Consider the following 23,298-nt stretch of genomic DNA (forward strand, 5'->3'; position numbering starts at 1 on the left):
ACGGTTATCTATAGAGTGGCGTTTTAATCTTAATGTGAATAAGAATTCACTAAATTAGAATATCGCATTGATTGATTACTCTAAAAACAGCAAAAAGACCTTCTTTTTATGACATTTAGAACGTTGAGAGAGGCACCTAAAGCTCATTTTCAGGTGCGATATTCAGGTGGAATTCTGTAGGAAAATACTGTGAAGTTGGCTTTCGTGTATTTAATCGCCAGCGCTTGCCGATGAGGCGTTATTGTTCTCAGAACGTCTATCCATGAGCAGGATCACCATAATCACAGCAGTAAACAATTCGTCATCATCGTTTTCTTCCGTGACTTCGACACTGTGCATATCTCGTATAGAGAAAACCTTACCGCATGCTGAGGCTATTCGCCGTTGCTGTGAAGAGATGTTGAATTCATTGGTCCAGAATTTACCGACGGCTGTGACGCCATCATATTGTCCCCCAAAGACAAAAAAAGTCCTCATCCATGACCAGACTTTTCGTTTTACGCGAAAGTTATCGCTATTTGTCGAGACAAGCCAAGTGGGGGACCAAGACCATACCTTACGGGAAACGACAGCAACCTCTTCACCGTTTTGATAGACGCGCCAGGTAAAGCTGAACAAGCTGTCTCCTTTTGCTTCGTAACGAAGTTCGCCATTTTCATCGCTTATTGTCATCTGCCTTTAAGGCTCAGTAATTTATTGCTGATGGTTAACAGCCTTGGCATAGCATAATCCTTTTGCTTGCTTTCGCGCCTTTCTAAATACTGAGGCATTTCATGATATGAATCGATTTCTTCTGACGTTAGTCTCGCAAATTCCCACCCAAAACACGGGGGATCCCGAAGGCGAGCAGCATACTGTCAAAGTCGCTCATTGGCGTTAATCCTTGCTTTACTCCGGCTTGCTTTTTTTTGTGTTGAGGAAGAATAAAGCGGCCAACCCCATTGGCATCGAGTACCACATCGATTCGATGCGTCTTGTTTCTCAACAACAAGTAGGTGGCTGTTGCATCTTCTATAGCAATCAGTTCAAGCACAGAGTCTGTGGCTGTATTCGCCATGGTTATCGTTTTAGTGTCATCGGTCAATTGTTCAGCCTCGATAACCTTGAGAGTGAGGTTTTGACCGAGAAAAGGAAAGGAAACGTGGTTGCCAACTGCAAGTGTTGTTAAGTATCCAAGGTCGAGGCTAATTTCACCGCTTGTCTCGCCAGTAAAGCTGAAGGGATTGAGTGCAATGGTGTGGCTGTTGGGTAGTGTGTTGTTTGAGGCTTCAGCTTGAATGACGTCGGACGCTTGCCCGCTCTCCGTGCCCTTGGCTTGGTATTTTTGAACAACAGAGTGGCTTTCTAAAGTTAACGTTTGTTTTTCGTCAGGTATCGCTTGATGCTGAACTTCAATATGCCGCATAACTTCAGGAGCATAAAAAAATGGGTCGGTATTCCAGAGTAAGAACGTGAAAATTGCCATACTGCATAGCCAGAAGGTATTTCTCACGTTCTCTTCCTCATATTGCCAAATATCTTTGAGGTTTTATTGACGACGTAAAATGGGTAACCAATGCAGGAACCCAAAAATCATCGTCTGGACAAAGCTGGTTTCTTTGTTGGAGTTATATTTGACAGCCACATGTTCGAGAAAATGAATGACCAGCAGCGCGATACCGATAAGGGTGACAGGTATATTCCAACCTTCCGGCAAAAATGAAAATATACTGAGAATAAAAACGGCCCAAAACGCGATTAAACCCAATTTCATTCCCTGAAAAGCCAGTTGCAACATAGTTATTCCTTAAACATTTCTGATGGAATTTGCCGACATAAACCGTGAATGTCGCCGATTTGTTGCCATAGAGAGTAAGGCACTGGCTCCGTTTGAAATGTCTCGACTATGAGACAAGGCATTTGTTAAACACAGGGCTGGTTATTTCAGCCCTGTGGCATTGCGAGTGTCGGTTAGAAAACCATTGAAAGTTGATGATGTGTTATTTCGCCATCAAGTACTCAGCAACAGCCTGGTAAGCGGGCAGGGATGTTGGGTCAATTTTACTGTTACTGGCGACAGGAAAAGACGCCACACGAACCAAAACCATTTCTGCTGCCGGGTCAATGTAAATGGTTTGCCCGTGAACACCGCGCGCGGCATAGGCTCCATGGCTGTTGTGAAATACCCACCACATACTCTTGTAGCTGCCGCCAGCCAATGCGGTATAGCCCGCCTTCGCAAAGGCGTTTTTGTTACCGCCTTTTTCAATACTCTCTACCACTTTTACAGGGAATAACTGAAGCCCGTTGTACTCACCTTTATCCAGCATGATCTGACCAATGCGTGCCATATCGCGTAATCCAGCTGTAAGACCGCCGCCAGCGAAGGGTGTTCCAATTGCATCGACTGTCATATAGGCGTCCAACTCTGCGCCCATTTTTTGCCAAATTCGCTCAGAAAGAAATTCGGTGACTTTTTTGCCTGTGACCCGCGAGATTATCCAACCAAGCGTGTCACTGTTGATCGTCTTATAGCCAAATGCCTCGCCGTGTTTTCCTTCTTGTTTGACTGTCTCCAAGTACTCAAAATAGCCTATTGGGCCTTGGTATTCCTTTGACTTTGGCAGTGGGTCGGCGGCGGATGTGTAAGCCCAGATATCAGCATTTGGGTCTGCGTAGTTTTCGCTGTAGGCGAGGGAGGTGGTCATATTCATCACCTGTCGCACGGTCGCGCTTCCAAATGCGCTGTCTTTGAGCTCCGGAATAATAGTGCTGACCAACGATTTTTCATCCAGCTTTCCTTCAGCAACCAGAATTTCTGCGAGCAAGCCTGTTAACGATTTAGTCATCGACATTGCCGTGTGCTTACCCAACTGATTGAGGCAGCCGAAATATTTTTCATAAACGACTTTACCTTTATGCATGATCAACATGCCGTCGGTGTAGTTTGCAGAGAGTGACTCCTCCCATGTCATGCGTTGGTCTGAGCCGGTTGGCGTAAATGTCAAACGGTCAATGGCATCGTCTAATGCGTAATCCAATGGTAGCGGGGCACTGAGTCCTCGGCTGACTTGCTGTGTGGGCATTAGTTCCCGAATATGGCAGAGCGTCCAGCGCAATTTGGGGAAGCTGAAATAATCTGACTGGGGCTGCATGATACGTTTGTCTGCTGGTGGTGGAGTGCCTACCATCCAGTCAAGCTTTCTGGGTTCAGAGGCTTCTGCGCTGAGATAATTTTCATATTGAGCAAAAGTTGGCGTGCCGATAATCGACAATCCAAAAGCAAGAAAGGCCACTGGCATAGAGCCAATAAAACGTTGTGACATGATGTAATCCTTGTTCTTATTTTGAATGTTTGTAACCTGCGCTTACCCGTTATTAGAACACCTTGAAGTCGCTGAAAAGGCGGTGCTGAAAGCGTTTGGCTCAATAGCGTTACTTTCAGACCAGAGTCTATGCGTAAGTCGAGATTATCTTCTATTTAAGTATTGAGATTTTCAGCAGCATAGTGGTTGGCGTGCCCATTAGTCGGAACAAGAGTGAGAAAATCGTCTCAAATACCACTGCGACGTTTTTGAAGTAGCGCGCAGCCCAGACTCACGTTTATAAATTTATTTCGGAAGTGTGTTTTCCTGACTGCTTGTTTCTCATCATATATGGGCTGTAATTTATGGAAAACACACTTTCTTTCCCGACCCTTTCAGCACTCATTGCACATCTGAAAAATATCTCTGACGTGCTGGGTATTTTTGAATATGGTGGACGATCCCACGAAGATATGTTGTTAGGTGGGGATTATGACCTGACGCTGGTAACGGAAAGTAGTGTGTCCGACAACGTAAACGGTATCCATTTCCATGTTCAAGGCATTCCAGTCGATTGCATGATGGTGACGCTTGACGAGCTATCAACAGAAAAGCCTGCTCACAGTCTTCTTCTCGCCCATATGGACGCAAGAATATTGCATGATCCATTTGGAAAGTTGGAACACGCACAAAAGAACATGCAGTCATGTTGGAAGAAAACCGCACCCGTGACGGATTCAGACATTAACTTTTATCGTTTTGTGCTGAAACACAACATCGACAAGCTGGAACATCGCTTAACGGATGACCTTGTTTTTTCGAGGTATACGATCCATCTCAATTCTCAGTTTTTGCTCAGTATCTATGAGAAGCTCAACGAGCTGGAGCCCGGGCATCCCCGGAAAGTCATTGCACATATGGCAGAACATGAGCCGACATTTTACGCGCTGTACGATGAACTTCTCGCCGAGAGTGAACTCAGCAGACAATATGACTTACTTTCTGAAGCAGCAGAGCGTTTGATGCGCCACCATGGCGGGTTATGGAAAGATGAAGAGGTATTGTTCCAGTTAAAGCCGGTTGGGGTAAATGACAGGGCGGAACAAAAAAGACTTATCAATACCTTCTTATTGCCTTGATGAACGTTTAATGGCGCTGATTTTTGAATGAGCTAAAGGAAAAAAGGCCGTAGTCATTACGACGACGGCCTTCTTTTATAGGTTTCTCAGGAGTGTCGCTTTAGTCAGAGAGAGGCTGACTTTTCCTGCCAATGACTAATCCATGATTGCTGGCACCCAGTAATGATGGCTCTTCACAGGTCGCCAGATGATAGTTCAGCCAGCACTGATACTGCTCTGGTGTAAACTCATTCACACCTGCTGAGATCAGGCGACCAATACCATCCGTGGCGGCGTGTCTGAGTTGAGTGAAGCTTCCTTCTTGAAGCAGGGCTTCCATTTCGTTTGGTGTTGAAAAGTAACCGACACGAAAAAACCGGTCTGCCTCGGGTGAGGAAACACAGCCTGTTTCTAACAGCTCAGTCATTACCTCTGGCGTCACCAACTCAGGAAACGTCTTGGCAAAAAGGCCTGCTACGAAAAAGCGAGAAATGTAGCGATAGCGACGATACCACCGGGCTTGACGATTCGCTCTGCCTCCTGAATGACCTGAAGCCGCTCACTCTCAGTTTTCAAATGATAAAGTGGGCCAAGAATGACACACAGATCCTGCGAGTTATCATCAATAAACGGGACTTCACAGGCACTGCCTTGGTGAATGGCTACATCAAGGCTGCGTGCTCTGGCCTTGCGGGTCAAAATATCAACCTGATCTGGCACCAATTCAACAGAAGTGACATTACACCCCATTTCTGCAAATATTAGAGAATAACGCCCTGTCGCAGCGCCCAGTTCGCAAACCTTTTTACCCGGTTTAATATATTCACTCAAAAGATGCATCGTCGTGTCATATTCCATCTGGGTGATGTATTGACGCGTCAGGCGTGAATCTTCGTCTGCATGGGTATATTGGGCGATAAGGTCTTTCATAAGCATCTCCGACATAAACAAAGGGCTACATTTGGTGCAGCCCTTGGAAATATGGCCAAAATTCTTAGTGAATTTAAGCTATTTCTGGTTTTTCTTCGAACTGGTTCAAATCACCAGAAATTTTTATCCAAGGTGCCTTCGAAGCAGTAAATATGTGAAAAGAAGGTTTGTTTTGAGGAAGGGTAACTAAGAACCCAGCCTTTCGTTTAATTAGATGATCGTATTGTATTCGGCTTGATTTTATCTCAATCAAAAACGGGTCAGCATACAAACAGGGGTTTTAGGCCAACATCTTAAATAAAATGTTTTTAGTGTGCTGAGTGAGAGCGCAATCGCAATGAGAGTGATTTGCTACTTTTCATTATCTGGTCAACCTCTTAGCCTGTTCTCCCCTTTGCTAATATCTAAAGATTCCATGCAAAAACTCAGATCAACATTTAGTTCACTCAGCTTTGCGATACAGGTTGTGTACGCATCATCCCCTTTAATCACATTGGCGTTTCTCCTACTCCTAGTCCTTCAGGGAGTTATGCCTGCTATAAACGTTATCTTTAGTATTGAACTTGTTGATACTATGACGTCGGGAGAAGCCGTTTCATTTGTGTTGATTTTTTGCTGGGCGCTGACTTTCTCTCTTCCTCACATCCTTGCCCCCATTAACAGCGTTTTACAGGGCACGCTTAATGACAAGGTTACCAGAAATGTACAGGTCAGCATCATTGAGATGATGTCGAATATAAAAGATTTGGGCACCCTTCATGATGAAAAACTTCATGACACCATAGAGCTGTTATCAAAAGAGTCATCCCATCGTCCATTAAATACTCTGGTGAATTTGGTCGATATTTTTAGAGGCTTTATCACTCTGAGCTCACTGGCTTTTATATTGTCCATGTTTACCTGGTGGTTACCCTTATTGTTACTGGCTCCCATGCTGCCTGTGGGCTTGGCGATGCGAAATGCTCAGACTAAGGTGTATAAAGTGATGCTATCTTCTGGCAAGGAGCCTCGTTTTTTTAAGTACTTTTTCCAGACAGTGCTCAGCCCAAAAAATGCTGAAGACATTCGATTGTATAATCTCTTTCCCTTCTTTAGCCAAAAATACCAGCACCATTACGATCGTTACCTGTCAGCGATGAAGGGCAAGCGGTTAGGCGCTGCTTTAACGCCCCAACCTTGGAACTTGCTTTACTTGCTCTGTCTTACTGGCACAGTGTATTGGCTGAGTCTGGGGGCTACTTCATCGGTTACTGGTGGGCAAATGGTGGGCTTAATCCAATCACTGGCAATCTTTGGGGCAACGAGTCAGGCTATCACATGGAGTTTTTCGGCATTGACGGCCTGTGTGGAATACTTCCGTCACATGAAAAGTTTGTCAGAGATAACACCCAGCATTGATGTTAGTAAAAGCGCATTACCATTGCCAAATGATAAAACTATTGTGTTTGATAATGTAAGTTTCAGCTACCCAGATGGACGATGTGCATTATCGAATATTTCCTTGACGATAGCTGCTGGTGAGAAAGTCGCGTTAGTGGGTGAAAATGGTGCAGGAAAAACAACGTTAGTTAAACTGCTATGCCGTTTTTACGATCCGACAGAGGGTCGGATTACCGTTGGTGGTAATGATTTGAAACGTCTAAATCTCGATGAGTGGCGTGCCTATATTGGTGCGCTTTTTCAGGACTTTGGAAGATATAATCTGACGGTTGGAGAGAACATCTCACTTGGGCATTCACAAGGTGATGTCAACGAAGAACAGCTTAGAGGTGCAGCTGAAAAAGCGAGATTTTCACTCGAAACGTTGAATCTATCTTCTCAACTGGGTACTGAATTCGGTGGTACTAACCTTTCCGGGGGACAATGGCAACGTTTGGCATTGGCCCGTACCGTGAATAGAAAATGCGGATTAGTCATGCTGGATGAGCCAACCAGTGCGATGGACCCGCGGGTTGAGGCTGAACTTTTCGAACAGTTTACGTCAATCATGACAGATAGAACGGCACTTATGGTGACTCACCGGTTAGGTTCTGTGGCATTGCTGGAGCGTGTTTTGGTACTTAAATCAGGCAAGCTTATTGAGGATGGTTCTCCCGCTTATTTGGAAAGTATAGGCGGCGAGTATGCTCAGCTTTGGAAACTCCAGTCTGAGCAATATAAGAAGCAGCCTGAAGCTGTATAAACGTAAAAAAACACCCGCATAATGACGGGTGTTTTTTATGTTAAGTTCAGATTACAAACGAATTCCATTCCATTCTGCTTCAATGGCAGAAACGGTGGTAGTGCTGCCCCGTTCGGTAATACTGCTCTTGAGCCTCATCCCATAGCTATCCGCATACCAGGTGGTTTGGCGAAAACTTTGGCTGATGCCATCTTCATCCATTTTACTGCCGTAAGTTTCGAATTTACATGCTTTCACCAAGTGACCATTGACAGTAAGAAGCTCTTTACCTTGATACTTTGATTTCAATGTGAGCACTGCTTCAATATTGTTATCTGCATCTAACGCTGTGATTGTTCCATGATCTTCCTCAAACCCTCTGGGACGGAAGTAGAAATAGTCTATTGTTGGCTCAAATCTTGTTTTTTTTATCTCGCCATTAGACTTGATAAAGCCTGTTCCTAAATAGCTTACCGAAGGACCGTAAGGATCGTACTCCGCGTACTCAATCATTCCTGAGGAATTGAGCGTTTCCGCAATGTCGTCCTCTTTGTTTATGACTTTAGATTGAACAATTTCAGACCCAGTGTGGGTACCATCTTCGGACACTACATAAAGCGCCCAGTACTGGGTGTCTTTCGCTCCCATACCAGCGTTAAAACATGACTCGGCAGTATCATTGAGGTCGACGACATTACCATTTATCGTTGTTTGATCTGACTGACTGCAGGCATTACATGCTGAGAGAGTCAGCACTGCTATAAAAGCAAAAGGGTGTGTTGTTGAGCGCATTTTAAACCTTGATAAAAAAGGGGGTATTAATGGTTCGCAATGCTACGTGATGTTTTGGCGGATATTTAAACCGTTTTCTTTTATCTTCTTCACTCTTTACATAAAAAACACATCATATTGATCTGATTAAACTTTATTTCGATATATTTCTTCACAATGCAGGCAGCGCATGATGCGGTGTCGGTGGTAAAGTGGTTGAAATTACCTCTCCCGTGCTGACAGAACCTCCTTTTGTTACTACTGCCATGACGCCACAGACAAAATGTGCTTGCTCTCCCTCTTTTTTACTGACGGCTTTCATCAACCCTTTGCGATACTTGTTTAGCTGTGAACACGGTGTCCGTATTCCTGTCAGTTTCAGCGTTGCACCATCGGCAAAATGAAGCTCTGTATGTAGGGGTAACGCAAGTAAATTGATGTCTTGGGTGGTGATGTTTTCTCCCATCTCTCCTGCTGAGATATTGAAGCCTTGAAGGTTCAAATCATCAATCACTTCTTGTTGGATGAGGTGGACTTGTCTGAGATTAGGCGCTGATGGGTCCAAACGCTTTAGGTAGCGGCTTTGAACAGTTACACCACAGTGGGCGTCGCCCGCTACACCCTGGCCTTCCAAGAGTTCAATGAACAAGGTTGGCTGCTTAGTAAAGGTATGTTTGCCATTCAACTGTACTGAAACGACTTTTGCCATAATAGATCCACTTTTCAACCTGATAGAAGCCACACAGCTCCGGCATTACTTTAGCGTGTCGCAAAGACACAGTTCAAATATTCACTCAATGAAACGCTCTTAAATTATCTCTTCTCTGACATGGCTATCTCATAGGTGGTACCTGTGCTTGTGTCTCATCGAAACATTGTTGACCAAATAGTTTTGACTCGATACATTTAGTTTCGAGTCAAAACTAAAGATGAGGAGGCAAACTATGGGTAAACCTATTTTCTATCACGCGGGCTGTTCGGTATGTGTTGACGCAGAAGAAGCACTGGCAAAGGCGGTTGATGCAGAGGTTGTTCACTTGGGAGAGCAAAAACAACGTGTGTCTGAAGCTGAAAAAGCGGGCGTTAAATCGGTACCTGCTTTGTTAATGAACGGCTCTGTGCTTCATATTAATTTCGGCGCGCCGTTAAGTGACCTGCAGTAAAAACAAATAACAACAATAAGGAGATACGATATGGCTGTTCATGTTTACGATACTTATGCCACATCCAAAGAAGGGAAAATTCTGCATTTTGATGTGTTGATGCCAGTGAAAGATGACGATTTGGCAGTGAAGTACGCCAAAAACTGGTTGTCTGAGATTGGACTAGAGGGGGCAACCGTAAAATCAGGCAACTGCGCGTTTTGCCATACTCGAAATAGTGTGCCGCAGTATGATGAAGAAATAAGCTCTAAAGGGTATGCAATCTATAAGCTCGAAGGGTGTCCTGAGTAAATCCGATGGAGAGCCATGCTTAACAAAAGAGGTACGCTGAAAGGCGTACCTCTTTACTTTTGGCTCACACTAATTTTTTGGCTTTAGTGAGTGCCAAGGGTTGTTGTCATTAGGTGTTGTATTTTCCGCTGGCGTATTTCGGTTATTGCCTTTTGATGCGAGCTTTGGTTTTCGGTTATCAAGGTTTTCTTTATCAGCGTGTCGTTTGGTATCTTTCTTCGAGTCTTTTCGTTTGGTGTTGGCTGTTTTCTTGTTCTTCGGCACGTAATTCAAGATCGATATTGGCACAGCCTTTCGTGGTGCGAAGCCTTCAATGTCTCTGCGTTCAATGATATAGCCCAAACGACTCTCTATCTTACACAAGTTTTTGAAATCATCTTTAGATACGAAAGAAATTGCTTCACCTTCAGCCCCTGCTCGACCAGTTCGGCCAATCCTATGGACATAATCATCAGGTTGGAAGGGCAGGTCATAGTTAACCACACGGACCAGATTTTCTATATCGATACCCCTTGCAGCAATACCTGTTGCAACAATGAACTTTACTTTTTCTTGCTTGAAATCTTCGAGCAGTTGTTCACGTACCGCCTGACTGCGACCACTGTGAAAAGATTCCGCATGGATCCCTCTTTTTTCCAGTTGAGTTACCAGCTTGGCAGCCCCGTGTTTAGTTTCAATAAAGATTAGCGCCTGTTTCCAATAATTATCGTTAATCATCTGACTGAGTAATGCAGACTTTTTGTCCTTATCGACGGTCGTTAGCCATTGCTCAATCTTTGGCTCTGCGCTTTTTTCTTCTGTTACCGAGATTTCGATGGGGTTATCGATAGCTGTTTTTGCCAGAAAGCGCACTTGCTTTGAGAGAGTGGCTGAAAACAATAGGTTTTGCCTTTCAGATGGCAGTCTCTCAATAATTTTGTTGATGTCATCGATAAAGCCCATGTCGAGCATGCGGTCTGCTTCATCAAGCACCAATGTTTCAAGTTCATCGAAATGCACAGCACGTTGGAACATCATATCCAGCAGCCGACCTGGGGTGGCGACCAGAATATCGACTCCATCAATCAGTTTTTGTTTTTGAGCATCTATCCGGGTTCCGCCATACATCGCCAAAGAGGTTAGCGGAAGATGTTTCGCGTAAAGGTCGATGTTTTCCTGAACTTGCAAGGCAAGCTCGCGGGTTGGCGTCAGTATTAATGCTCTTACTCGTTTTTTTCGTATCGTTTTGCCATCGCTGAGCTGCTCAAGTATTGGCAGTACAAAGCTGGCTGTCTTACCTGTCCCAGTTTGCGCTGCCGCGAGTATGTTTTTCCCCGCAAGTACAGCTGGTATTGCTTTTTCCTGAATGGGAGTCGGTGAGTTGTAGCCAAGCTCAGATACAGCTTGAGTAATGGGTTTACGTAACCCGAGTTTAGAAAATGGCATGGCAGGCCTCAGCGAGTAAGTAGTGCACAGCGAGTGATAGTAGACAATTAACAAAGCAGACACTCGCCCTTAAGGGCGCGAATTCTAGCACGTATTGCCGTTGACTCAGAAGTGATAGCAGAGAGTAATACTACAAGAAGACCGCATTGCGCATTTCAAAGGAAACAAACAAATGCGGTGCTTCCTTTCAAGCGCCTTGTACTGAAGGTTCTTGTTCCGTTTCCTGAGTGCGTTTTTCTACCTGAAGATATAACCAAATCATGGTCAAACAAAGTAAACCGCAACCTGCAAATAACCAAGCAGGAGACAAGTTGTCAATGGCTGCACCGCCGACAATGGGGCCTGCGGCGAAGCCCAATGCGCAAAGACCTGTAGCGCCGAAATAAGAGCCTCTTAGGTGAGGGGGCGCAAGTTGATCAATTTGAACACCTAACGTGGGAAACGCTATCACTTCACCGATACTCAATACGAAGCACGCGATTAACCAGCCTGTGGGCCAGTCGGCTGGCGTTAGAATGAAACCAATCTGAGCGAGCCCCATGAGTGCCATGCCAATCCGCGTTCGCTTGAACAAGGGGATATGTTCCATTTTCTTCAGCAATGGGAATTGAAAAACGATGATGGTAATGGCATTGACGAGAACAAGCCCTGCAATGAGAGAAGCTGCATCAGGGATATCTAACCGAACAATAACTTGAGGTAATGATGACTCCAGTTGCGAATAGACAAACATCATCAAAAAGTTGGCGAAAAGCAAACGTGTGAAAATCTTATCCTCACTGATTACTTTTACCGTGTCTTTAAAGTTTGGTAACTGTGATGATGCGTTTTTATCAACTGCAGGCTTTCCCTTGATGCATGTAAATATCCAAATGGCATAGACAAAGTACGTAGCACCCGTGAGATGAAAAAGATGTTGAGGCTCCGCCAATGCTAAGGTGATGCCAATTAAGGGGCCAAGTGCGCCGCCAAGATTTAAAAGGAAGTAGCGAATATTCATCGCTAATTCGCGGTCTTTTCGGTCTTCTAAGTTGTCGCCGAGCACAGCTTTTGCAGGTGCCTCGATCATCGGACGCATTAAACCGGTAAAAATAAGTAAAAGTGGAAATTGCCAAAGTTCGTTTGCAGAGCCAATTCCTGCGTAGGACAACATCGCGATGGCTGCACCGAGAGTCATGATCCCCCGACGCCCAAACTTGTCAGATAAGTAACCGGAATATAGCCCGGTGATTGATCCTACAACAGCCGATGTCGCCAGCATAGCACCCACCTGAAAGGCTGTTGCTCCATAATCATTGTAAAGAAACACGACAAGGAAGGGCCAAGCCATAAAGTACGATGTTCGAGCAAGTAATGTACCAATCAGTACGGCCCAAATAGATAAGTTAAATCTCTTAACCCTGGCAATTTCGAATAAACTTTCTTGTTTTTTCAATAGTTATATCTCCAAATGACGTTGTTTTGGTTATTTTTATATATTTAGGAATATATGTGTGATTTTTGGCTTTTGATAGGGGGCTGGGCATCGATTTAATACCAAGGCGATAAAGTGCGTAACACATCAATGATTTTGTGTTTGATCACATAAATTTGTATTAGGTGAGGTATTTACTCCCATTACCTGAACTTATGAAACACATGCTTGAGTACCTAAGGGAGGTTGACCAGCAATGATCAATTTAACTAAATGCCTATAAATCCATATATTTCATGATGTAATGTTAGAAAATATGACATCAAACTTATCAATAGAAAATTGACTGAAAACCAGAGAGTTAAACATCTCACTGTGTCGCAAAATGAAATCGTTCACTGTCCGATACGGCTTAGCTACTGTAACTTTTGTCGTGTGAACACTTACTTAATCTTTTATTTATCAATAGATTGATAATAACCCGGTGGCCGGTTTCCTCCTTTTCCGGCGCGTCGAAGTGTGAGCCGTAGCCTTTCCCTAAGCCGGTTACGATTCTCTGACGCCGGGCTCTTTTCTTGACCGCTAACTTTCTCTCGTACTCATCAGGAAATTAATGAAGACTTGCATGCGCTTAGCCAGGTTTTGTCTGCTCGGGTAGAGTAAATAGCAACTGATGTCTCTTGCTGACCAACCTGGCAACAGCTTTACGATGTTTCCAGTCTCTACGCAATCGCGAGTGATATTGTTAATCAATAAACCGATGCCCTGGCCAGACACAATCAGCTCTTTTGCGTAGGCGGGAGAGTTTGTCTCGATATAAGAAGTGGGCACAAATCTGATTTTTTCTGTGCCCTTTTCCATCGTGACTTCGCCGTTAGACAAGCCATTAATGAGCACCCAGCGCTGGCTTATCAGATTTTGCGTGGTAATCGGTTCTTTAAGACGGGAAAGATACTGTTGGGAGGCAAATAACTCCAGCTTATCGTCAAACAGTTTTCTTGCCACAAAGCCCATTTCATCCATAGCAGCGACCCGTATTGCAATATCAATTCTGCTTTTTATCAGGTCGACACGTTCGTCTTTTACAACAAAGTCAAATTCAATGTTTGGATATTTTCATAGAATACATCCAGCTTTGGCAGCAGCCAGCGCGTCGCAATATCGTAAGTGGCAGTGAGTTTGATTTTTCCACAGAGTTCATCCTGTGTGAGGACTTTATCTGTCATCACCAACGAATCGAGAATGGTTTGAGCCAGAGGCAGGATCTTTTCACCTTCGGCGGTCATGCTCAATGTTCTGGTTGAGCGGTGCAGTACTCTTATCTTGAGGAGTTCTTCGAGTTTTTTTATTTGTTCACTTACAGCAGGGCGGCTAATACCGAGCAATGCAGCAGCTTTATTGAAGCTGCCGGTTTTTACCACAGCCGCAAAAACCGCCATTGCTTTAAGTCTCATAAGTTGCATGCATTATTCCGTTTTCCATACCAGTTAAATATGAATTTAGCCCCTTACTAATAATTTTGACAGTAATTACTATGACGGCGAACAACAACAAATAACCGTTACAAGAAAAGAGAAATAAATATAAAATTTAGGAGAATTATAATGACAGTAGTAGACGCTCAATTAAAAAATATTGCGATTATCGATACTTATTTTAACAGCTTGGCGACAGGTGATATGGAAACTTTCGCTAGCCTATTTTCGGCAAATGTTGTTTGGCATCAGCCGGGTAATAATAAGTTTTCTGGTGAAAAACACGGTATGGCCGGTATTGGTGGTATGGTTGCAGGAATGATGGAAGAAAGCCAAGGTACCTTCGTCGTTCAGCCTGATGGTAGGGCTATGGCGAATGGCGAGTACGTTGCAGCACCCGTTAAATTCAGTGGCTCCAAGACTATTAGTGGGACAAGCCATGAAATTGATATGAAGGGCAAAGACCTTTTCCGTCTGAATAATGGAAAGATAGCAGAAGTCTGGCTTTTCTCTGATGACCAAGAAGCTGAAGATAATTTTTGGGATCTGTAAATACTCGCTATAAAATGAACGCTCATTCTTATTAAAGCCTGAGCGTTTTTATTTAAAGAATCTCTAAATAAGATGTTTAATTTTCTAATTATATATAAATGAATAAACAATATTGTTTACATTTGTACAGGAAATAACCCTGCATTGTTTTGAAAATCGTACTCAATACGCACATGTGACTTCATTCTCAAGTCATCATTCGTATGATTGTTGAATAAACTCACACTGGTAAGTTGGCCTTTGTATGCAGTATCTATGAGGTCACTATGGAAACGATTCTCCCTCCACCGTTAAAGTTTGGCGACACTATTGGCTTTTTCTCACCATCATTTCCTATAACTGCGAATATGCCTGAGAGAACAGCGAGAGGAATTGCTTACCTGAAAGAAAAAGGGTTTAACATCAAAGCAGGGCAGTTGACTGGGATAAGTGATCAGTATCGCTCAGGCTCTATTCAACAAAGAGCGGACGAACTTAATGCACTTATCCGAGACCCAAGTGTACGTTGTATCATGTCGACTATCGGAGGGTTTAACAGCAATGCTTTGCTCCCTTACATTGATTACGATGCACTGCTGAAAGATCCGAAAATCATTATTGGCTACTCAGACGTTACTGCGCTTCTACTGGGCATCTATGCGAAAACAGGTTTGGTTACCTTCTATGGTCCTGCGCTGCTGGCGTCATTTGGTGAATATCCTCCTTTGGTCGATGAGACGTTCAGCAGCTTTAAACAACTTGTTGTCGATTCTATTGGTGATGCTCATGCGTACATGATGCCAGAGCGATGGACGGATGAAATGGTTGACTGGCAACAGCAATCAGGCCCCAAAAACACGTTTCCAAACGCATGGTATTTTCACGGTGAGGGAGTGTTCACCGGGCGTCTCATTGGTGGCAATCCAAATACCATGGCTGGTATCTGGGGCAGTGAGTTTATGCCAGAGGTTCAGCGGGGTGATATTTTGTTGATTGAAGACAGTCTCATGGGTATCGACGCTGTCGAGCGAAGTTTTGCTCATCTCAAAGTTTGTGGTGTGTTTGACAAATTGTCTGCGATTCTTTTAGGAAAGCATGAGCTATTTGATCACAAAGGTACAGGCCGACAGCCGCTTGAAGTCTTGCGTGAGGTGCTCAATGGTCAACAAGTCCCTGTCGTTTCTGACTTTGACTCATGCCATACACACCCAATGCTGACTTTGCCTTTGGGGGCAAAGGTGACTGTCGATTTCGAACAAAAATCGATCTCATTAGTGGATGGTTGGCAGTAAATTCTTCATTTTTGTCACTCTGTAGTCAGAACCTAAGTGTTTATTCAGTGTCTTTAATATGAGACTGGTAGGTCAAACCTGTCAGTCTCTGTCATACTATCTGGTAGAATCTCAACGCAATATTATGAATAAAATAAAGAATACGATCGAGAGGGTGTGAAATGAGCGCTAAGAAAACAGTATTGATTGGACTTCTGTTTAGTGTGTCCTTCATGGCTAATGCTGAAGAAAGTAGTTGGGACAAAGCGAAGTCTTCTGCTTCCAGTGCTTGGGATTCAGTGCTTGGTGCTGGCGAAGATCTTTGGGACGCAACCAAAGAGACCAGTGAAGATGCGTGGGACAGCACAAAGCATAAAAGCAGCGAGCTTTGGGATAAAACCAAAGAGAAAGGAACTGACGCTTGGGATACGACTAAGGAAAAAAGCACCGATGTCTGGGATGCTACCAAAGAGAAAAGTGGCGACCTTTGGGATGACGCGAAAGAAAAAGGTGGCGATTTCTTAGAGAGCGGTAAAGAAAAAGCGGGCGAGATTTTGATTCCCGAAGATCAAGCCGAAACTGAAAAACCCGCTGATGTTGAAGACCTGAATATGTTCGACCAATCAGCCTGATTTATTATTACTGTTGCCCATAATTGCACCACCTAGTCTTCTAAATAAGGTGGTGCAACGTATGATAACTCGCCTTCACGAGTTTGCCCCCCATGAGCAAAAAAGTGTCCCAGACGTTTTTGGCACGCCTCAGTTTTTACCACGTTGTTAAATAACTCTCTTTCGACTTTCCATGCTTCTTTTTTATGATTAATGTTAATTGCTTTCTTTGCTGAGGCGATTGACGCTTTTGGGTGATGTGCAATGGTTTTAGCTGTTTTGTCAACAAAGCTTTGTAATACGCTTGGCATAACGGCACGATTGATCAAGCCGAACCGCTCTGCAATATCAGCATCAATAAATGACCCGGTCAGGATCATCTCCATGGCTCGTTTTTTTCCGATAATTTGCGGCAACATTTGGGTTCCGCCTTTGCATGGCATTAAACCAAGACTGACTTCCGGATGCCTGAAAAACGCTTTACCGATTGCCGCGAAGCTCATGTCGAGAGCCTCGATGAACTCGCAGCCCGCTCCACTGGTTCTCCCCGCTATTTCAGCAATGAATATAATGGAACTTTGCCTGATTTTATGTGCGAAAAGTTCACACATATCGAGGAGCTTTTTGGCTTCTGGGGAATCGTGATTTTGGAAGAGTGTCAAATCAGCATGACTGATAAAGAATTCGGGGTCCGAACTTCTGATAATAATGACTTTAATTTCTTCATCGCCCTCGCTCAGGTCAATCAGCGATAACATGTCTTCCATCAACGGTACATCCAACATATTGAGCGGAGGATTATTAATGGCAACATTCAGAACATTCCCTATTTTCTCGCTTTTTAACAAGGCGAGAGTACTCAGTGTTTGTATCACTCAAAGAGCCCTCATTTCAAAACGGTAGAGATCGAGGTTCCCCGTCTGAAACCCAATATATGAGTATTGTAAGTACTGGACGAAGTTGGCGTATTGTTGTTCGCCTACGAGTTGAATAGCCTCGTTTCTGCGAGATTTCAGGTTTCTAAGCCAAAACTTGAGAGTACGAGCATAGTCAAACCTGTCATTTCGAAAAGAGACGATTTCAAATTCACCACGACTTGCAGCAAAAATGTCAGTGAGGTGTGGAGGATCAGTCTCCCGGAAAATTTCATCAGACAGGAACTGTGTTGATGCTTTTTGTTTTGCCTGTTGACGGTCGACATGATTGCCATAAGCAAACGTCTGAAGTGAAAGCTTACCATTTGGCTTCAAGAAACGTTCTCTGCAGCGTGTAAAAAAGTGTTTATAGGCGGTGCGCTTTTCTTCTTGCGTATCCTCTAGTTTGGCAAAGTGCTCGAAGGCCCCAATAGAAATGATGCCATCAAATTTTTCTCTAGGTGTGAAATCTTGCCAGTTCTCAAGCCTCACATCGCAGTGGGGCAACGCCATTCGGTTAACATATTTTTGTTGTTCTTTGCTTAAGGTTAGGCCTGTTGTTTTATGCCCTAACGCAGATAAACGGCTTAGAACTGTTCCCCAGCCGCATCCAATGTCAAGGACCTGACAAGGAGACTGAAGAGCAATGTTTTCTATGTGGTAGTCAACTTTATTTATTTGCCCTTCTTCGAGAGACTCATTGTCATGACGGAATAATGCAGCGGAATAGAGCATGTGACGGTCCAGAAATAACTCATAGAACGCATTGCTGAGGTCATAATGGTGACTTATGGCTTCTTGTGATGCGCCAAACTTTTCAGTGACATGATTCATTCAATTACCTCACTGTGACGACTGACTGACAACATGTTCAGTAAGGTACTCAGCTAATCTCTTAATTGTTGAATACTCGTACAATACAGTGGCATCTAAGTCGACCCCCAACCAGTCGGACAGATCATTTGTTAGCATCACGGCTTGGGTCGATTCGAGTCCGTATCTATCAAAGGCGATGTCATCAGAAATATCTACTGTTGAGATACCTATATATTCAGCAAGTTTTTCCGTAACAAAATGAGAAATTTTAGCGTTGGTGTGCATTTCTAAACGTCCTTGTTTTTTTATGTTTAATTTGTAGTTGAGTTGGCGTTGAACGAAGCTCTACGCAACCAGCACGGCTAAGTAACCATAGACATGCATATCCGATATCGAACTCCCACCACGTATAAGACATTTTGGGAGAACGAGGGAAAGCATGATGGTTGTTGTGATAACTTTGCCCAAATGTCGGCAGGGCAAAGATCAAAGGAATTGAGTTTGTACTTTTGTCTTTCGTTTTGAATGGACGCGAACCTATTGAGTGCGACAGGGTATTGATAGACCAATAGAAAAGGTGATTTACTGTAAATACTCGAACCAGCCCTCCCCACAAAAAGCCAACGATAAAGCCTTTTACAATTTGTGTTTCGTTATGACTGATACCATAGTAAGTCGCGCCCGCGAGAGCTGGAATTACAAAACCAGCGGCGAGGAAATACAGATAATTGACATGAATAAATAGTATTTCTTTATCACGATAAAGATCATTCACGTAGTGTGTCCAGCCAGAAAAGCGAATGCTTTGCGCCGTCCATATCCATCCGACATGTGAGTGAATGAAACCAAACAGATGCTGCCAAAAGCCGGAGCGATATTCGGTTGTACCAGAGGGAGCAATATAGATTGAATGTGGATCGTTGGGCCTGTCACTGTATTTGTGATGTTTTCTATGAACGGCTGACCACCAGATTGCAGGACCTTGAACAGCTGTTGAGCCCATGGCAAGCAAGACGATTTTAGTCCATTTTGATGCTTCGAATGAACGATGTGCACAATAACGATGAAAGCCTAATTCAACACCAGCAACAGCAATAATGTGTGTGACAACAAGCAACGAAATTTCAAAGGCACTGATTTGGTACCAGCCTGTTGCGGCAAGATAGAGCGCAACCAACACCCCGACAGGTGGGCTGAACGTGACAAAAAATGCCAACAGCTTATCGACTCGACGCGTTTTAACATCTTGCCTATAAAGGTTACTTAATTGATTGTCGTCGATGTCATATCCTGGCGTGTCCATTTCTATATTCTGATGCTTAGTCGATTTTTTCAACATGTTCAGGATTTCCTATTCGACTGTCTGGCGTGAGTGAAAATGGCCATTGAGGTACATGGTTTTTGCTTTTGAACGTTGGATTTTCCCACTTGATGTTCTCGGTAAACCGCGGCCTTTGATAATGAGTATTTCGTGAGGGCAAACACCAAATGAGCCGACAATACACTCTTTGATGTCACTCTTTATTTTCTCGATGGACGTAGTTTGGGTGTTTTTCCCAACCTCTTGTACGACGATTAACTTTTCATCAGATTCGATGTCGCATGAGAAGGCAGAAGTGCCCTGCAAACCGGTTCTTTGGTGAGGGCAAATATCAATACATGACTCAATGTCTTCCGGGTAGACATTTTTGCCGTTGATGATCATCATATCTTTAAGCCTGCCCACGACGTAAAGCTCTCCTTCAGAAAGGTACCCATAGTCACCCGTTCTTAGAAACTTACTTTCGGATTGAAGATCCTCTAATTGAGCCGAAAAAACCTGTTCGTTAAGTTTTGGCTTATTAAAGTAACCTTCAGAAATAGAAGAGCCTGAAAGCCATACTTCGCCAACTTCCCTTGGAGGACATAATTGTCTTGTCAGAGGATCAACGATAATCAGTTCAATGCCATTTGCAGGCTTACCGCAGGACACCTGCTCAGGAGTTTTGAATTTTTCTGGATGTTCGTGAGGCGTTGTATCGTTGGAATAGAATCCGCCGCTTACGAAAAGGCTCGCCTCGGCCAGCCCGTAACAAGGGTATAGCGCATTCTTGTTGAAGCGATAACGGGCGGCAGCCTCTGAGAAAGCTACAAGCGTATCCTTTCTGACGGTTTCCGAGCCTACGAAAGCGAGACTCCATGATGACAAGTCTAGTTCCAAATCATCATGGGATAACAAGGCTTCAGTACACAATTTATAGGCGAAATTTGGTCCGCCACTTGTGGTGGCTTGGTACTGAGAAATCAGAGAAAGCCAGCGAAGCGGTTTGAGCACAAATGACATTGGGTCCATTAATACACATGTACCTCCCATGAAAACAGGTTGAAGAATGTTCCAATCAGCCCCATGTCATGGAAGTGAGGTAACCAGCCTACAACGACACTTTCATTGCTATGGCCAAAGTTTTCGAGGATCATTTGTTGGTTTGCAATGATGTTATCTTGAGATAGGACGACACCTTTCGGTTCACCCGTTGAACCTGAGGTATATTGCAGCAATGCAGTACTTTCGTTAGAATAGTAACCTGAATATCGCTTTGCGCCGCGAAGGTGGTAAGGTTCGAAAAAGTAGTCACTTTAGCGCCAGAAATTTTCTCAATATCATCCAGTTTTCTCGAATGAAGATTTTTATAGTTATCTGATGTGAGTATCAGAGGAGATTTGCAATCAGTAATAATATTAGAAAGAGCCTGACTGTTATTTCGCAAATATGTCGTAGCTAATGGAACGGGAGTTACCCCCGCATATAGACAAGAAAAATAGGCAATAATAAATTCAATACCAGCAGGAAATAATAGGCATACATTCTGGTTATTGTATGTCTTTAAGCTTATTGAACCTTCAATAGATTTTCTATACAGATCTTCATAATTTATTTCAGTGGTATCATTAGACCGATTGAAATGATGAAAAATAAATGCTTTTTTCTTTGGCGACGTACTTGCCTGTTTGGCAATAATATTAGATATACTCATAGTGTTAATAGGTAATTACCGCACCGCCTAAGCTCATGCCAGCAGCTGTACCAATTAATAGACATTTATCATCTCTTCTAATATGCCCTGAACAAATTGCGTCATGAAGCGTAATTGGTATTGATGCTGATATCGTATTACCGTACTTTTCGAGGGTTGAAACTAATCTATCATCTTTAATCGAAAGCTGTCTTTTCACCAGAGCCATACCCAGTTTGCTGGCTTGATGCGGAATTATATGTTGTATGCTGGATATATCTTGTTTACTTTCACTTAGTAATGAATCTACAAAGCAGGATAGATGCTGCGATACAAACTTATAGGAGTTCATGCCGTCCATTTCAAACAAAAATGGTTGAGGGTTGCTCTTATCAAACTTAGTTGGGTAAAGATCTGTGCCACCTCCTCTGATTTGACAAAGGGACGAATAATCACCATATGTTGACAGTTTAAAACCATGGAGTGATGAATTATCCGACTCCCCGGCATTATTCACGATTATTGCAGCGGCTGCATCTCCTAATAAAGAGAAGCTTTCCGGGTGCTCATGGTTGATTCCTACTGACGCAATATCGGCCGATATAATTAGAATGTTCTTGTACTTACCTGATTCCAGATACATTGAAGCCACATCAATCGCAACCAGGAAACTAAGGCAAGTAGCGTTGATATCAAATGCAGGTTTGCCACTATCTCCCAACCCCAGTTCTTTTTGAATGAACACGGCTGTGCCAGGTAGAATCTGCTTTTGCGTTCCGCAAGCAGAGAGTATCAGATCGACATCGTTGGCTTCTAATCCAGCGTTCTCAAGAGCCTGAACGGCAGCCTGAGCACCAAGCGTAGATACAGATTCTGAATCAGGGTCAAGGAAATATCGTTGAATGACACCAGATGTTTTTTGTGTCCAGCCATGTTCCTTATTTAATAACTCGTCAATTTCAATAGAGTGTACGAGTCGCTTCGGTAGCGCTTTACCAGTTCCGATTATTTTCATTATTTATGACTCAGATATAATTACGGTTTGATAATGAGCTGAAAAGACGGCGAGCTATCCACTCTAAGTAACTCATAATTTTCAACCGTTAAGTCATTCATTAACGAGTGTATCTCATTGATATCAAGCGAGGGTTTGCAAACTTTATGCTTGAATACTTTTTTCCACTTGTTTTTTATGAAGCTGGGTATCTTGGTCAACTCAACGAAATTACTTATATCTTCGTCACTACTCCCTTTCATTGCATCCATTATCATTAACGTTCCATCGTTTTTTAAAACACGTAAGCACTCTTCAACACCCTGCCTTCTACTTTTCCAATGTTTTATAGAAGCAATTGAGTATACAAAGTCAAAAGAGTTGTCAGGAAATGGTATTTCAAGTGCGTTTCCATAGGAAATGTCTATATCTTTGATGTTTAATGTACGGTTCTTTGCTCTATTTACTTGGTGATAGCTTAGATCAATACCTTTAATGTTAAGATCAGGGCGAAGTTCATGCAAGGCTAAAGCAAGCTGGCCTCCGCCACATCCAACATCTAAAGCGTGGCCTTTATTCTGGATTTTATTTAGCATTGTTTCCGGTGAAAAAATCTCATTTTTAGCATTAGTTATTGCTGGTGATATCCATCTGTCATATAAAAAAGTTTCAATGAAACTATATTCATTCTTGATATCTGAAAGAGTATTCTTTAAGAGCATTTTAATATTTATTTAGATTTATTTAGGTTTATTTGAGTTTTATTGTATTTCCCATCTGGTATTTTATTGTCTTAATTTTGATTTTTCAGCCCTAAACCACCTACTTCAGTAGGTGGTTATCATTCAGGTAGGCTTTGCCTGTCTATCTACCCATGCTAAACGGACTCTCGATTTTTAGCGAAGTCGAAGAGGACATAGAGCATGAGTAGATACAAGCAAGCATCGCATGTGTACTGGAGGTGTCAATATCACATTGTATGGACGCCGAAATATAGGTTTAGGATTTTAAAGAACAAAGTAGGCAAGGAGGTGTTTCGATGCATCCATGTTTATTGCAGTCAATTAGGATGTGAAGTGGTAGAACTGAGCGTTCAAGTTGACCATGTTCACCTAGTCGTTAAGGTTCCCCCCAAA

26 protein-coding genes and 2 pseudogenes are annotated in these 23,298 nt (G+C 43.3%); 8 read left to right on the forward strand and 20 right to left on the reverse strand.

What is annotated here, in order from left to right; all coding sequences use genetic code 11:
* Positions 1-210: 210 nt before the first annotated feature.
* The 4 genes from CS022_RS19895 to CS022_RS19910 form a co-directional block, all read right to left on the reverse strand.
* Positions 211-672, reverse strand: coding sequence for an LURP-one-related/scramblase family protein (locus tag CS022_RS19895; protein ID WP_129123708.1), 462 nt, complete (start codon positions 670-672; stop codon positions 211-213).
* 127 nt (positions 673-799) lie between these two features.
* Positions 800-1,492 (reverse strand): hypothetical protein, encoded by a 693-nt coding sequence (locus CS022_RS19900; protein WP_129123709.1) that lies wholly within the window; start codon positions 1,490-1,492, stop codon positions 800-802.
* Between the two features lie 36 nt (positions 1,493-1,528).
* Positions 1,529-1,777, reverse strand: a complete 249-nt coding sequence (locus CS022_RS19905) for a DUF1145 domain-containing protein (protein WP_129123710.1) — start codon at positions 1,775-1,777, stop codon at positions 1,529-1,531.
* Positions 1,778-1,979: 202 nt separating this feature from the next.
* Positions 1,980-3,305 carry a serine hydrolase domain-containing protein gene (locus CS022_RS19910; RefSeq protein WP_129123711.1) on the reverse strand — a complete coding sequence of 442 codons (1,326 nt, stop codon included), beginning with the start codon at positions 3,303-3,305 and terminating at the stop codon, positions 1,980-1,982.
* A gap of 344 nt (positions 3,306-3,649) precedes the next feature.
* On the opposite strand from CS022_RS19910, the gene CS022_RS19915 reads away from it, so the two are divergent.
* Positions 3,650-4,423 carry a hypothetical protein gene (locus CS022_RS19915; protein ID WP_129123712.1) on the forward strand — a complete coding sequence of 258 codons (774 nt, stop codon included), beginning with the start codon at positions 3,650-3,652 and terminating at the stop codon, positions 4,421-4,423.
* Between the two features lie 100 nt (positions 4,424-4,523).
* On the opposite strand, the pseudogene CS022_RS19920 reads toward CS022_RS19915, so the two are convergent.
* Positions 4,524-5,332: pseudogene (locus tag CS022_RS19920) on the reverse strand (class I SAM-dependent methyltransferase).
* A 529-nt stretch (positions 5,333-5,861) separates the two neighbouring features.
* Between CS022_RS19920 and CS022_RS19930 the strand changes: the two are divergent.
* A complete protein-coding gene (locus CS022_RS19930) occupies positions 5,862-7,514 on the forward strand; it encodes an ABC transporter ATP-binding protein (protein ID WP_161569691.1) in 1,653 nt (550 codons plus the stop codon).
* 51 nt (positions 7,515-7,565) lie between these two features.
* On the opposite strand, the gene CS022_RS25525 is transcribed toward CS022_RS19930, so the two are convergent.
* Both CS022_RS25525 and CS022_RS19940 read right to left on the reverse strand, forming a co-directional pair.
* Entirely contained in the window at positions 7,566-8,285 is a 720-nt protein-coding gene (locus tag CS022_RS25525) for a hypothetical protein (RefSeq protein ID WP_201746328.1), read from the reverse strand.
* Positions 8,286-8,436: 151 nt separating this feature from the next.
* Positions 8,437-8,973 carry an MOSC domain-containing protein gene (locus tag CS022_RS19940; protein ID WP_129123714.1) on the reverse strand — a complete coding sequence of 179 codons (537 nt, stop codon included), beginning with the start codon at positions 8,971-8,973 and terminating at the stop codon, positions 8,437-8,439.
* A 235-nt stretch (positions 8,974-9,208) separates the two neighbouring features.
* Here CS022_RS19940 and CS022_RS19945 point away from each other — a divergent pair, with 235 nt between their 5' ends.
* Together CS022_RS19945 and CS022_RS19950 are read left to right on the forward strand one after the other, a co-directional pair.
* Entirely contained in the window at positions 9,209-9,427 is a 219-nt protein-coding gene (locus tag CS022_RS19945) for a thioredoxin family protein (RefSeq protein ID WP_129123715.1), read from the forward strand.
* Positions 9,428-9,457: 30 nt separating this feature from the next.
* Entirely contained in the window at positions 9,458-9,718 is a 261-nt protein-coding gene (locus tag CS022_RS19950) for a DUF2024 family protein (protein WP_129123716.1), read from the forward strand.
* A 69-nt stretch (positions 9,719-9,787) separates the two neighbouring features.
* Here CS022_RS19950 and CS022_RS19955 read toward each other — a convergent pair whose 3' ends face one another.
* From CS022_RS19955 to CS022_RS26760, 4 genes are all read right to left on the reverse strand, one after another.
* Entirely contained in the window at positions 9,788-11,143 is a 1,356-nt protein-coding gene (locus tag CS022_RS19955) for a DEAD/DEAH box helicase (RefSeq protein ID WP_129123717.1), read from the reverse strand.
* A 187-nt stretch (positions 11,144-11,330) separates the two neighbouring features.
* Positions 11,331-12,578, reverse strand: a complete 1,248-nt coding sequence (locus CS022_RS19960) for an MDR family MFS transporter (protein WP_129123718.1) — start codon at positions 12,576-12,578, stop codon at positions 11,331-11,333.
* 561 nt (positions 12,579-13,139) lie between these two features.
* Positions 13,140-13,661: a LysR substrate-binding domain-containing protein gene (locus CS022_RS26755; protein WP_328590417.1), complete on the reverse strand. Its 522-nt coding sequence runs from the start codon at positions 13,659-13,661 to the stop codon at positions 13,140-13,142.
* Positions 13,640-14,020 (reverse strand): LysR family transcriptional regulator, encoded by a 381-nt coding sequence (locus CS022_RS26760; protein ID WP_235869814.1) that lies wholly within the window; start codon positions 14,018-14,020, stop codon positions 13,640-13,642. Before CS022_RS26760 ends, CS022_RS26755 begins: the two co-directional genes overlap by 22 nt.
* Positions 14,021-14,161: 141 nt before the next feature.
* Between CS022_RS26760 and CS022_RS19970 the strand changes: the two genes are divergently transcribed.
* From CS022_RS19970 to CS022_RS19980, 3 genes are all read left to right on the forward strand, one after another.
* A complete protein-coding gene (locus tag CS022_RS19970; protein WP_129123719.1) occupies positions 14,162-14,584 on the forward strand; it encodes a nuclear transport factor 2 family protein in 423 nt (140 codons plus the stop codon).
* A gap of 266 nt (positions 14,585-14,850) precedes the next feature.
* Positions 14,851-15,855: a S66 family peptidase gene (locus CS022_RS19975; RefSeq protein ID WP_129123720.1), complete on the forward strand. Its 1,005-nt coding sequence runs from the start codon at positions 14,851-14,853 to the stop codon at positions 15,853-15,855.
* A 161-nt stretch (positions 15,856-16,016) separates the two neighbouring features.
* Positions 16,017-16,466 (forward strand): hypothetical protein, encoded by a 450-nt coding sequence (locus CS022_RS19980; RefSeq protein ID WP_129123721.1) that lies wholly within the window; start codon positions 16,017-16,019, stop codon positions 16,464-16,466.
* A 32-nt stretch (positions 16,467-16,498) separates the two neighbouring features.
* On the opposite strand, the gene CS022_RS19985 is transcribed toward CS022_RS19980, so the two are convergent.
* The 9 genes and pseudogenes from CS022_RS19985 to CS022_RS20025 all read right to left on the reverse strand — a co-directional run bounded on the left by CS022_RS19985 (position 16,499) and on the right by CS022_RS20025 (position 22,884).
* Complete coding sequence (locus CS022_RS19985; protein ID WP_129123722.1) at positions 16,499-17,320, reverse strand: enoyl-CoA hydratase/isomerase family protein; 822 nt, start codon at positions 17,318-17,320, stop codon at positions 16,499-16,501.
* On the reverse strand, positions 17,321-18,193 hold the full coding sequence (locus CS022_RS19990; RefSeq protein ID WP_129123723.1) for a class I SAM-dependent methyltransferase: 873 nt from the start codon (positions 18,191-18,193) through the stop codon (positions 17,321-17,323).
* Between the two features lie 9 nt (positions 18,194-18,202).
* Complete coding sequence (locus CS022_RS19995) at positions 18,203-18,460, reverse strand: acyl carrier protein (RefSeq protein ID WP_129123724.1); 258 nt, start codon at positions 18,458-18,460, stop codon at positions 18,203-18,205.
* Positions 18,444-19,514, reverse strand: a complete 1,071-nt coding sequence (locus CS022_RS20000) for an acyl-CoA desaturase (protein WP_129123725.1) — start codon at positions 19,512-19,514, stop codon at positions 18,444-18,446. The genes CS022_RS19995 and CS022_RS20000 overlap by 17 nt, the downstream gene beginning before the upstream one ends.
* A gap of 12 nt (positions 19,515-19,526) precedes the next feature.
* Positions 19,527-20,507 (reverse strand): AMP-binding protein, encoded by a 981-nt coding sequence (locus CS022_RS20005; protein WP_235869815.1) that lies wholly within the window; start codon positions 20,505-20,507, stop codon positions 19,527-19,529.
* Positions 20,507-20,719 (reverse strand): annotated as a pseudogene (locus CS022_RS20010) (AMP-binding protein); the annotation flags it as partial. The gene CS022_RS20005 and the pseudogene CS022_RS20010, both read right to left, overlap by 1 nt.
* Positions 20,629-21,189: an AMP-binding protein gene (locus CS022_RS28260; protein WP_129123728.1), complete on the reverse strand. Its 561-nt coding sequence runs from the start codon at positions 21,187-21,189 to the stop codon at positions 20,629-20,631. The pseudogene CS022_RS20010 and the gene CS022_RS28260, both read right to left, overlap by 91 nt.
* Before the next feature lie 4 nt (positions 21,190-21,193).
* A complete protein-coding gene (locus tag CS022_RS20020) occupies positions 21,194-22,183 on the reverse strand; it encodes a 3-oxoacyl-[acyl-carrier-protein] synthase III C-terminal domain-containing protein (RefSeq protein WP_129123729.1) in 990 nt (329 codons plus the stop codon).
* A 20-nt stretch (positions 22,184-22,203) separates the two neighbouring features.
* On the reverse strand, positions 22,204-22,884 hold the full coding sequence (locus CS022_RS20025; RefSeq protein WP_129123730.1) for a class I SAM-dependent methyltransferase: 681 nt from the start codon (positions 22,882-22,884) through the stop codon (positions 22,204-22,206).
* Positions 22,885-23,085: 201 nt separating this feature from the next.
* On the opposite strand from CS022_RS20025, the gene tnpA reads away from it, so the two are divergent.
* Positions 23,086-23,298: IS200/IS605 family transposase (gene tnpA / locus CS022_RS20030; protein WP_129123731.1), on the forward strand; the 213-nt coding region annotated here is incomplete at its 3' end.

Source organism: Veronia nyctiphanis (genome assembly GCF_004116385.1).
In the GTDB taxonomy this organism is placed as follows: Bacteria; Pseudomonadota; Gammaproteobacteria; order Enterobacterales; family Vibrionaceae; genus Veronia; species Veronia nyctiphanis.

Bases quoted from the DNA above. Each gene is read 5' to 3' on its own strand.
- CS022_RS19895 (WP_129123708.1), bottom strand. From the start codon at position 672: ATGACAATAAGCGATGAAAATGGCGAACTTCGTTACGAAGCAAAAGGA.
- CS022_RS19905 (WP_129123710.1), bottom strand. From the start codon at position 1,777: ATGTTGCAACTGGCTTTTCAGGGAATGAAATTGGGTTTAATCGCGTTT.
- CS022_RS19910 (WP_129123711.1), bottom strand. From the start codon at position 3,305: ATGTCACAACGTTTTATTGGCTCTATGCCAGTGGCCTTTCTTGCTTTT.
- CS022_RS19915 (WP_129123712.1), top strand. From the start codon at position 3,650: ATGGAAAACACACTTTCTTTCCCGACCCTTTCAGCACTCATTGCACAT.
- CS022_RS19930 (WP_161569691.1), top strand. From the start codon at position 5,862: ATGCCTGCTATAAACGTTATCTTTAGTATTGAACTTGTTGATACTATG.
- CS022_RS25525 (WP_201746328.1), bottom strand. From the start codon at position 8,285: ATGCGCTCAACAACACACCCTTTTGCTTTTATAGCAGTGCTGACTCTC.
- CS022_RS19940 (WP_129123714.1), bottom strand. From the start codon at position 8,973: ATGGCAAAAGTCGTTTCAGTACAGTTGAATGGCAAACATACCTTTACT.
- CS022_RS19945 (WP_129123715.1), top strand. From the start codon at position 9,209: ATGGGTAAACCTATTTTCTATCACGCGGGCTGTTCGGTATGTGTTGAC.
- CS022_RS19950 (WP_129123716.1), top strand. From the start codon at position 9,458: ATGGCTGTTCATGTTTACGATACTTATGCCACATCCAAAGAAGGGAAA.
- CS022_RS19955 (WP_129123717.1), bottom strand. From the start codon at position 11,143: ATGCCATTTTCTAAACTCGGGTTACGTAAACCCATTACTCAAGCTGTA.
- CS022_RS26760 (WP_235869814.1), bottom strand. From the start codon at position 14,020: ATGCAACTTATGAGACTTAAAGCAATGGCGGTTTTTGCGGCTGTGGTA.
- CS022_RS19970 (WP_129123719.1), top strand. From the start codon at position 14,162: ATGACAGTAGTAGACGCTCAATTAAAAAATATTGCGATTATCGATACT.
- CS022_RS19975 (WP_129123720.1), top strand. From the start codon at position 14,851: ATGGAAACGATTCTCCCTCCACCGTTAAAGTTTGGCGACACTATTGGC.
- CS022_RS19980 (WP_129123721.1), top strand. From the start codon at position 16,017: ATGAGCGCTAAGAAAACAGTATTGATTGGACTTCTGTTTAGTGTGTCC.
- CS022_RS19990 (WP_129123723.1), bottom strand. From the start codon at position 18,193: ATGAATCATGTCACTGAAAAGTTTGGCGCATCACAAGAAGCCATAAGT.
- CS022_RS19995 (WP_129123724.1), bottom strand. From the start codon at position 18,460: ATGCACACCAACGCTAAAATTTCTCATTTTGTTACGGAAAAACTTGCT.
- CS022_RS20000 (WP_129123725.1), bottom strand. From the start codon at position 19,514: ATGTTGAAAAAATCGACTAAGCATCAGAATATAGAAATGGACACGCCA.
- CS022_RS20005 (WP_235869815.1), bottom strand. From the start codon at position 20,507: ATGGACCCAATGTCATTTGTGCTCAAACCGCTTCGCTGGCTTTCTCTG.
- CS022_RS28260 (WP_129123728.1), bottom strand. From the start codon at position 21,189: ATGAGTATATCTAATATTATTGCCAAACAGGCAAGTACGTCGCCAAAG.
- CS022_RS20020 (WP_129123729.1), bottom strand. From the start codon at position 22,183: ATGAAAATAATCGGAACTGGTAAAGCGCTACCGAAGCGACTCGTACAC.
- CS022_RS20025 (WP_129123730.1), bottom strand. From the start codon at position 22,884: ATGCTCTTAAAGAATACTCTTTCAGATATCAAGAATGAATATAGTTTC.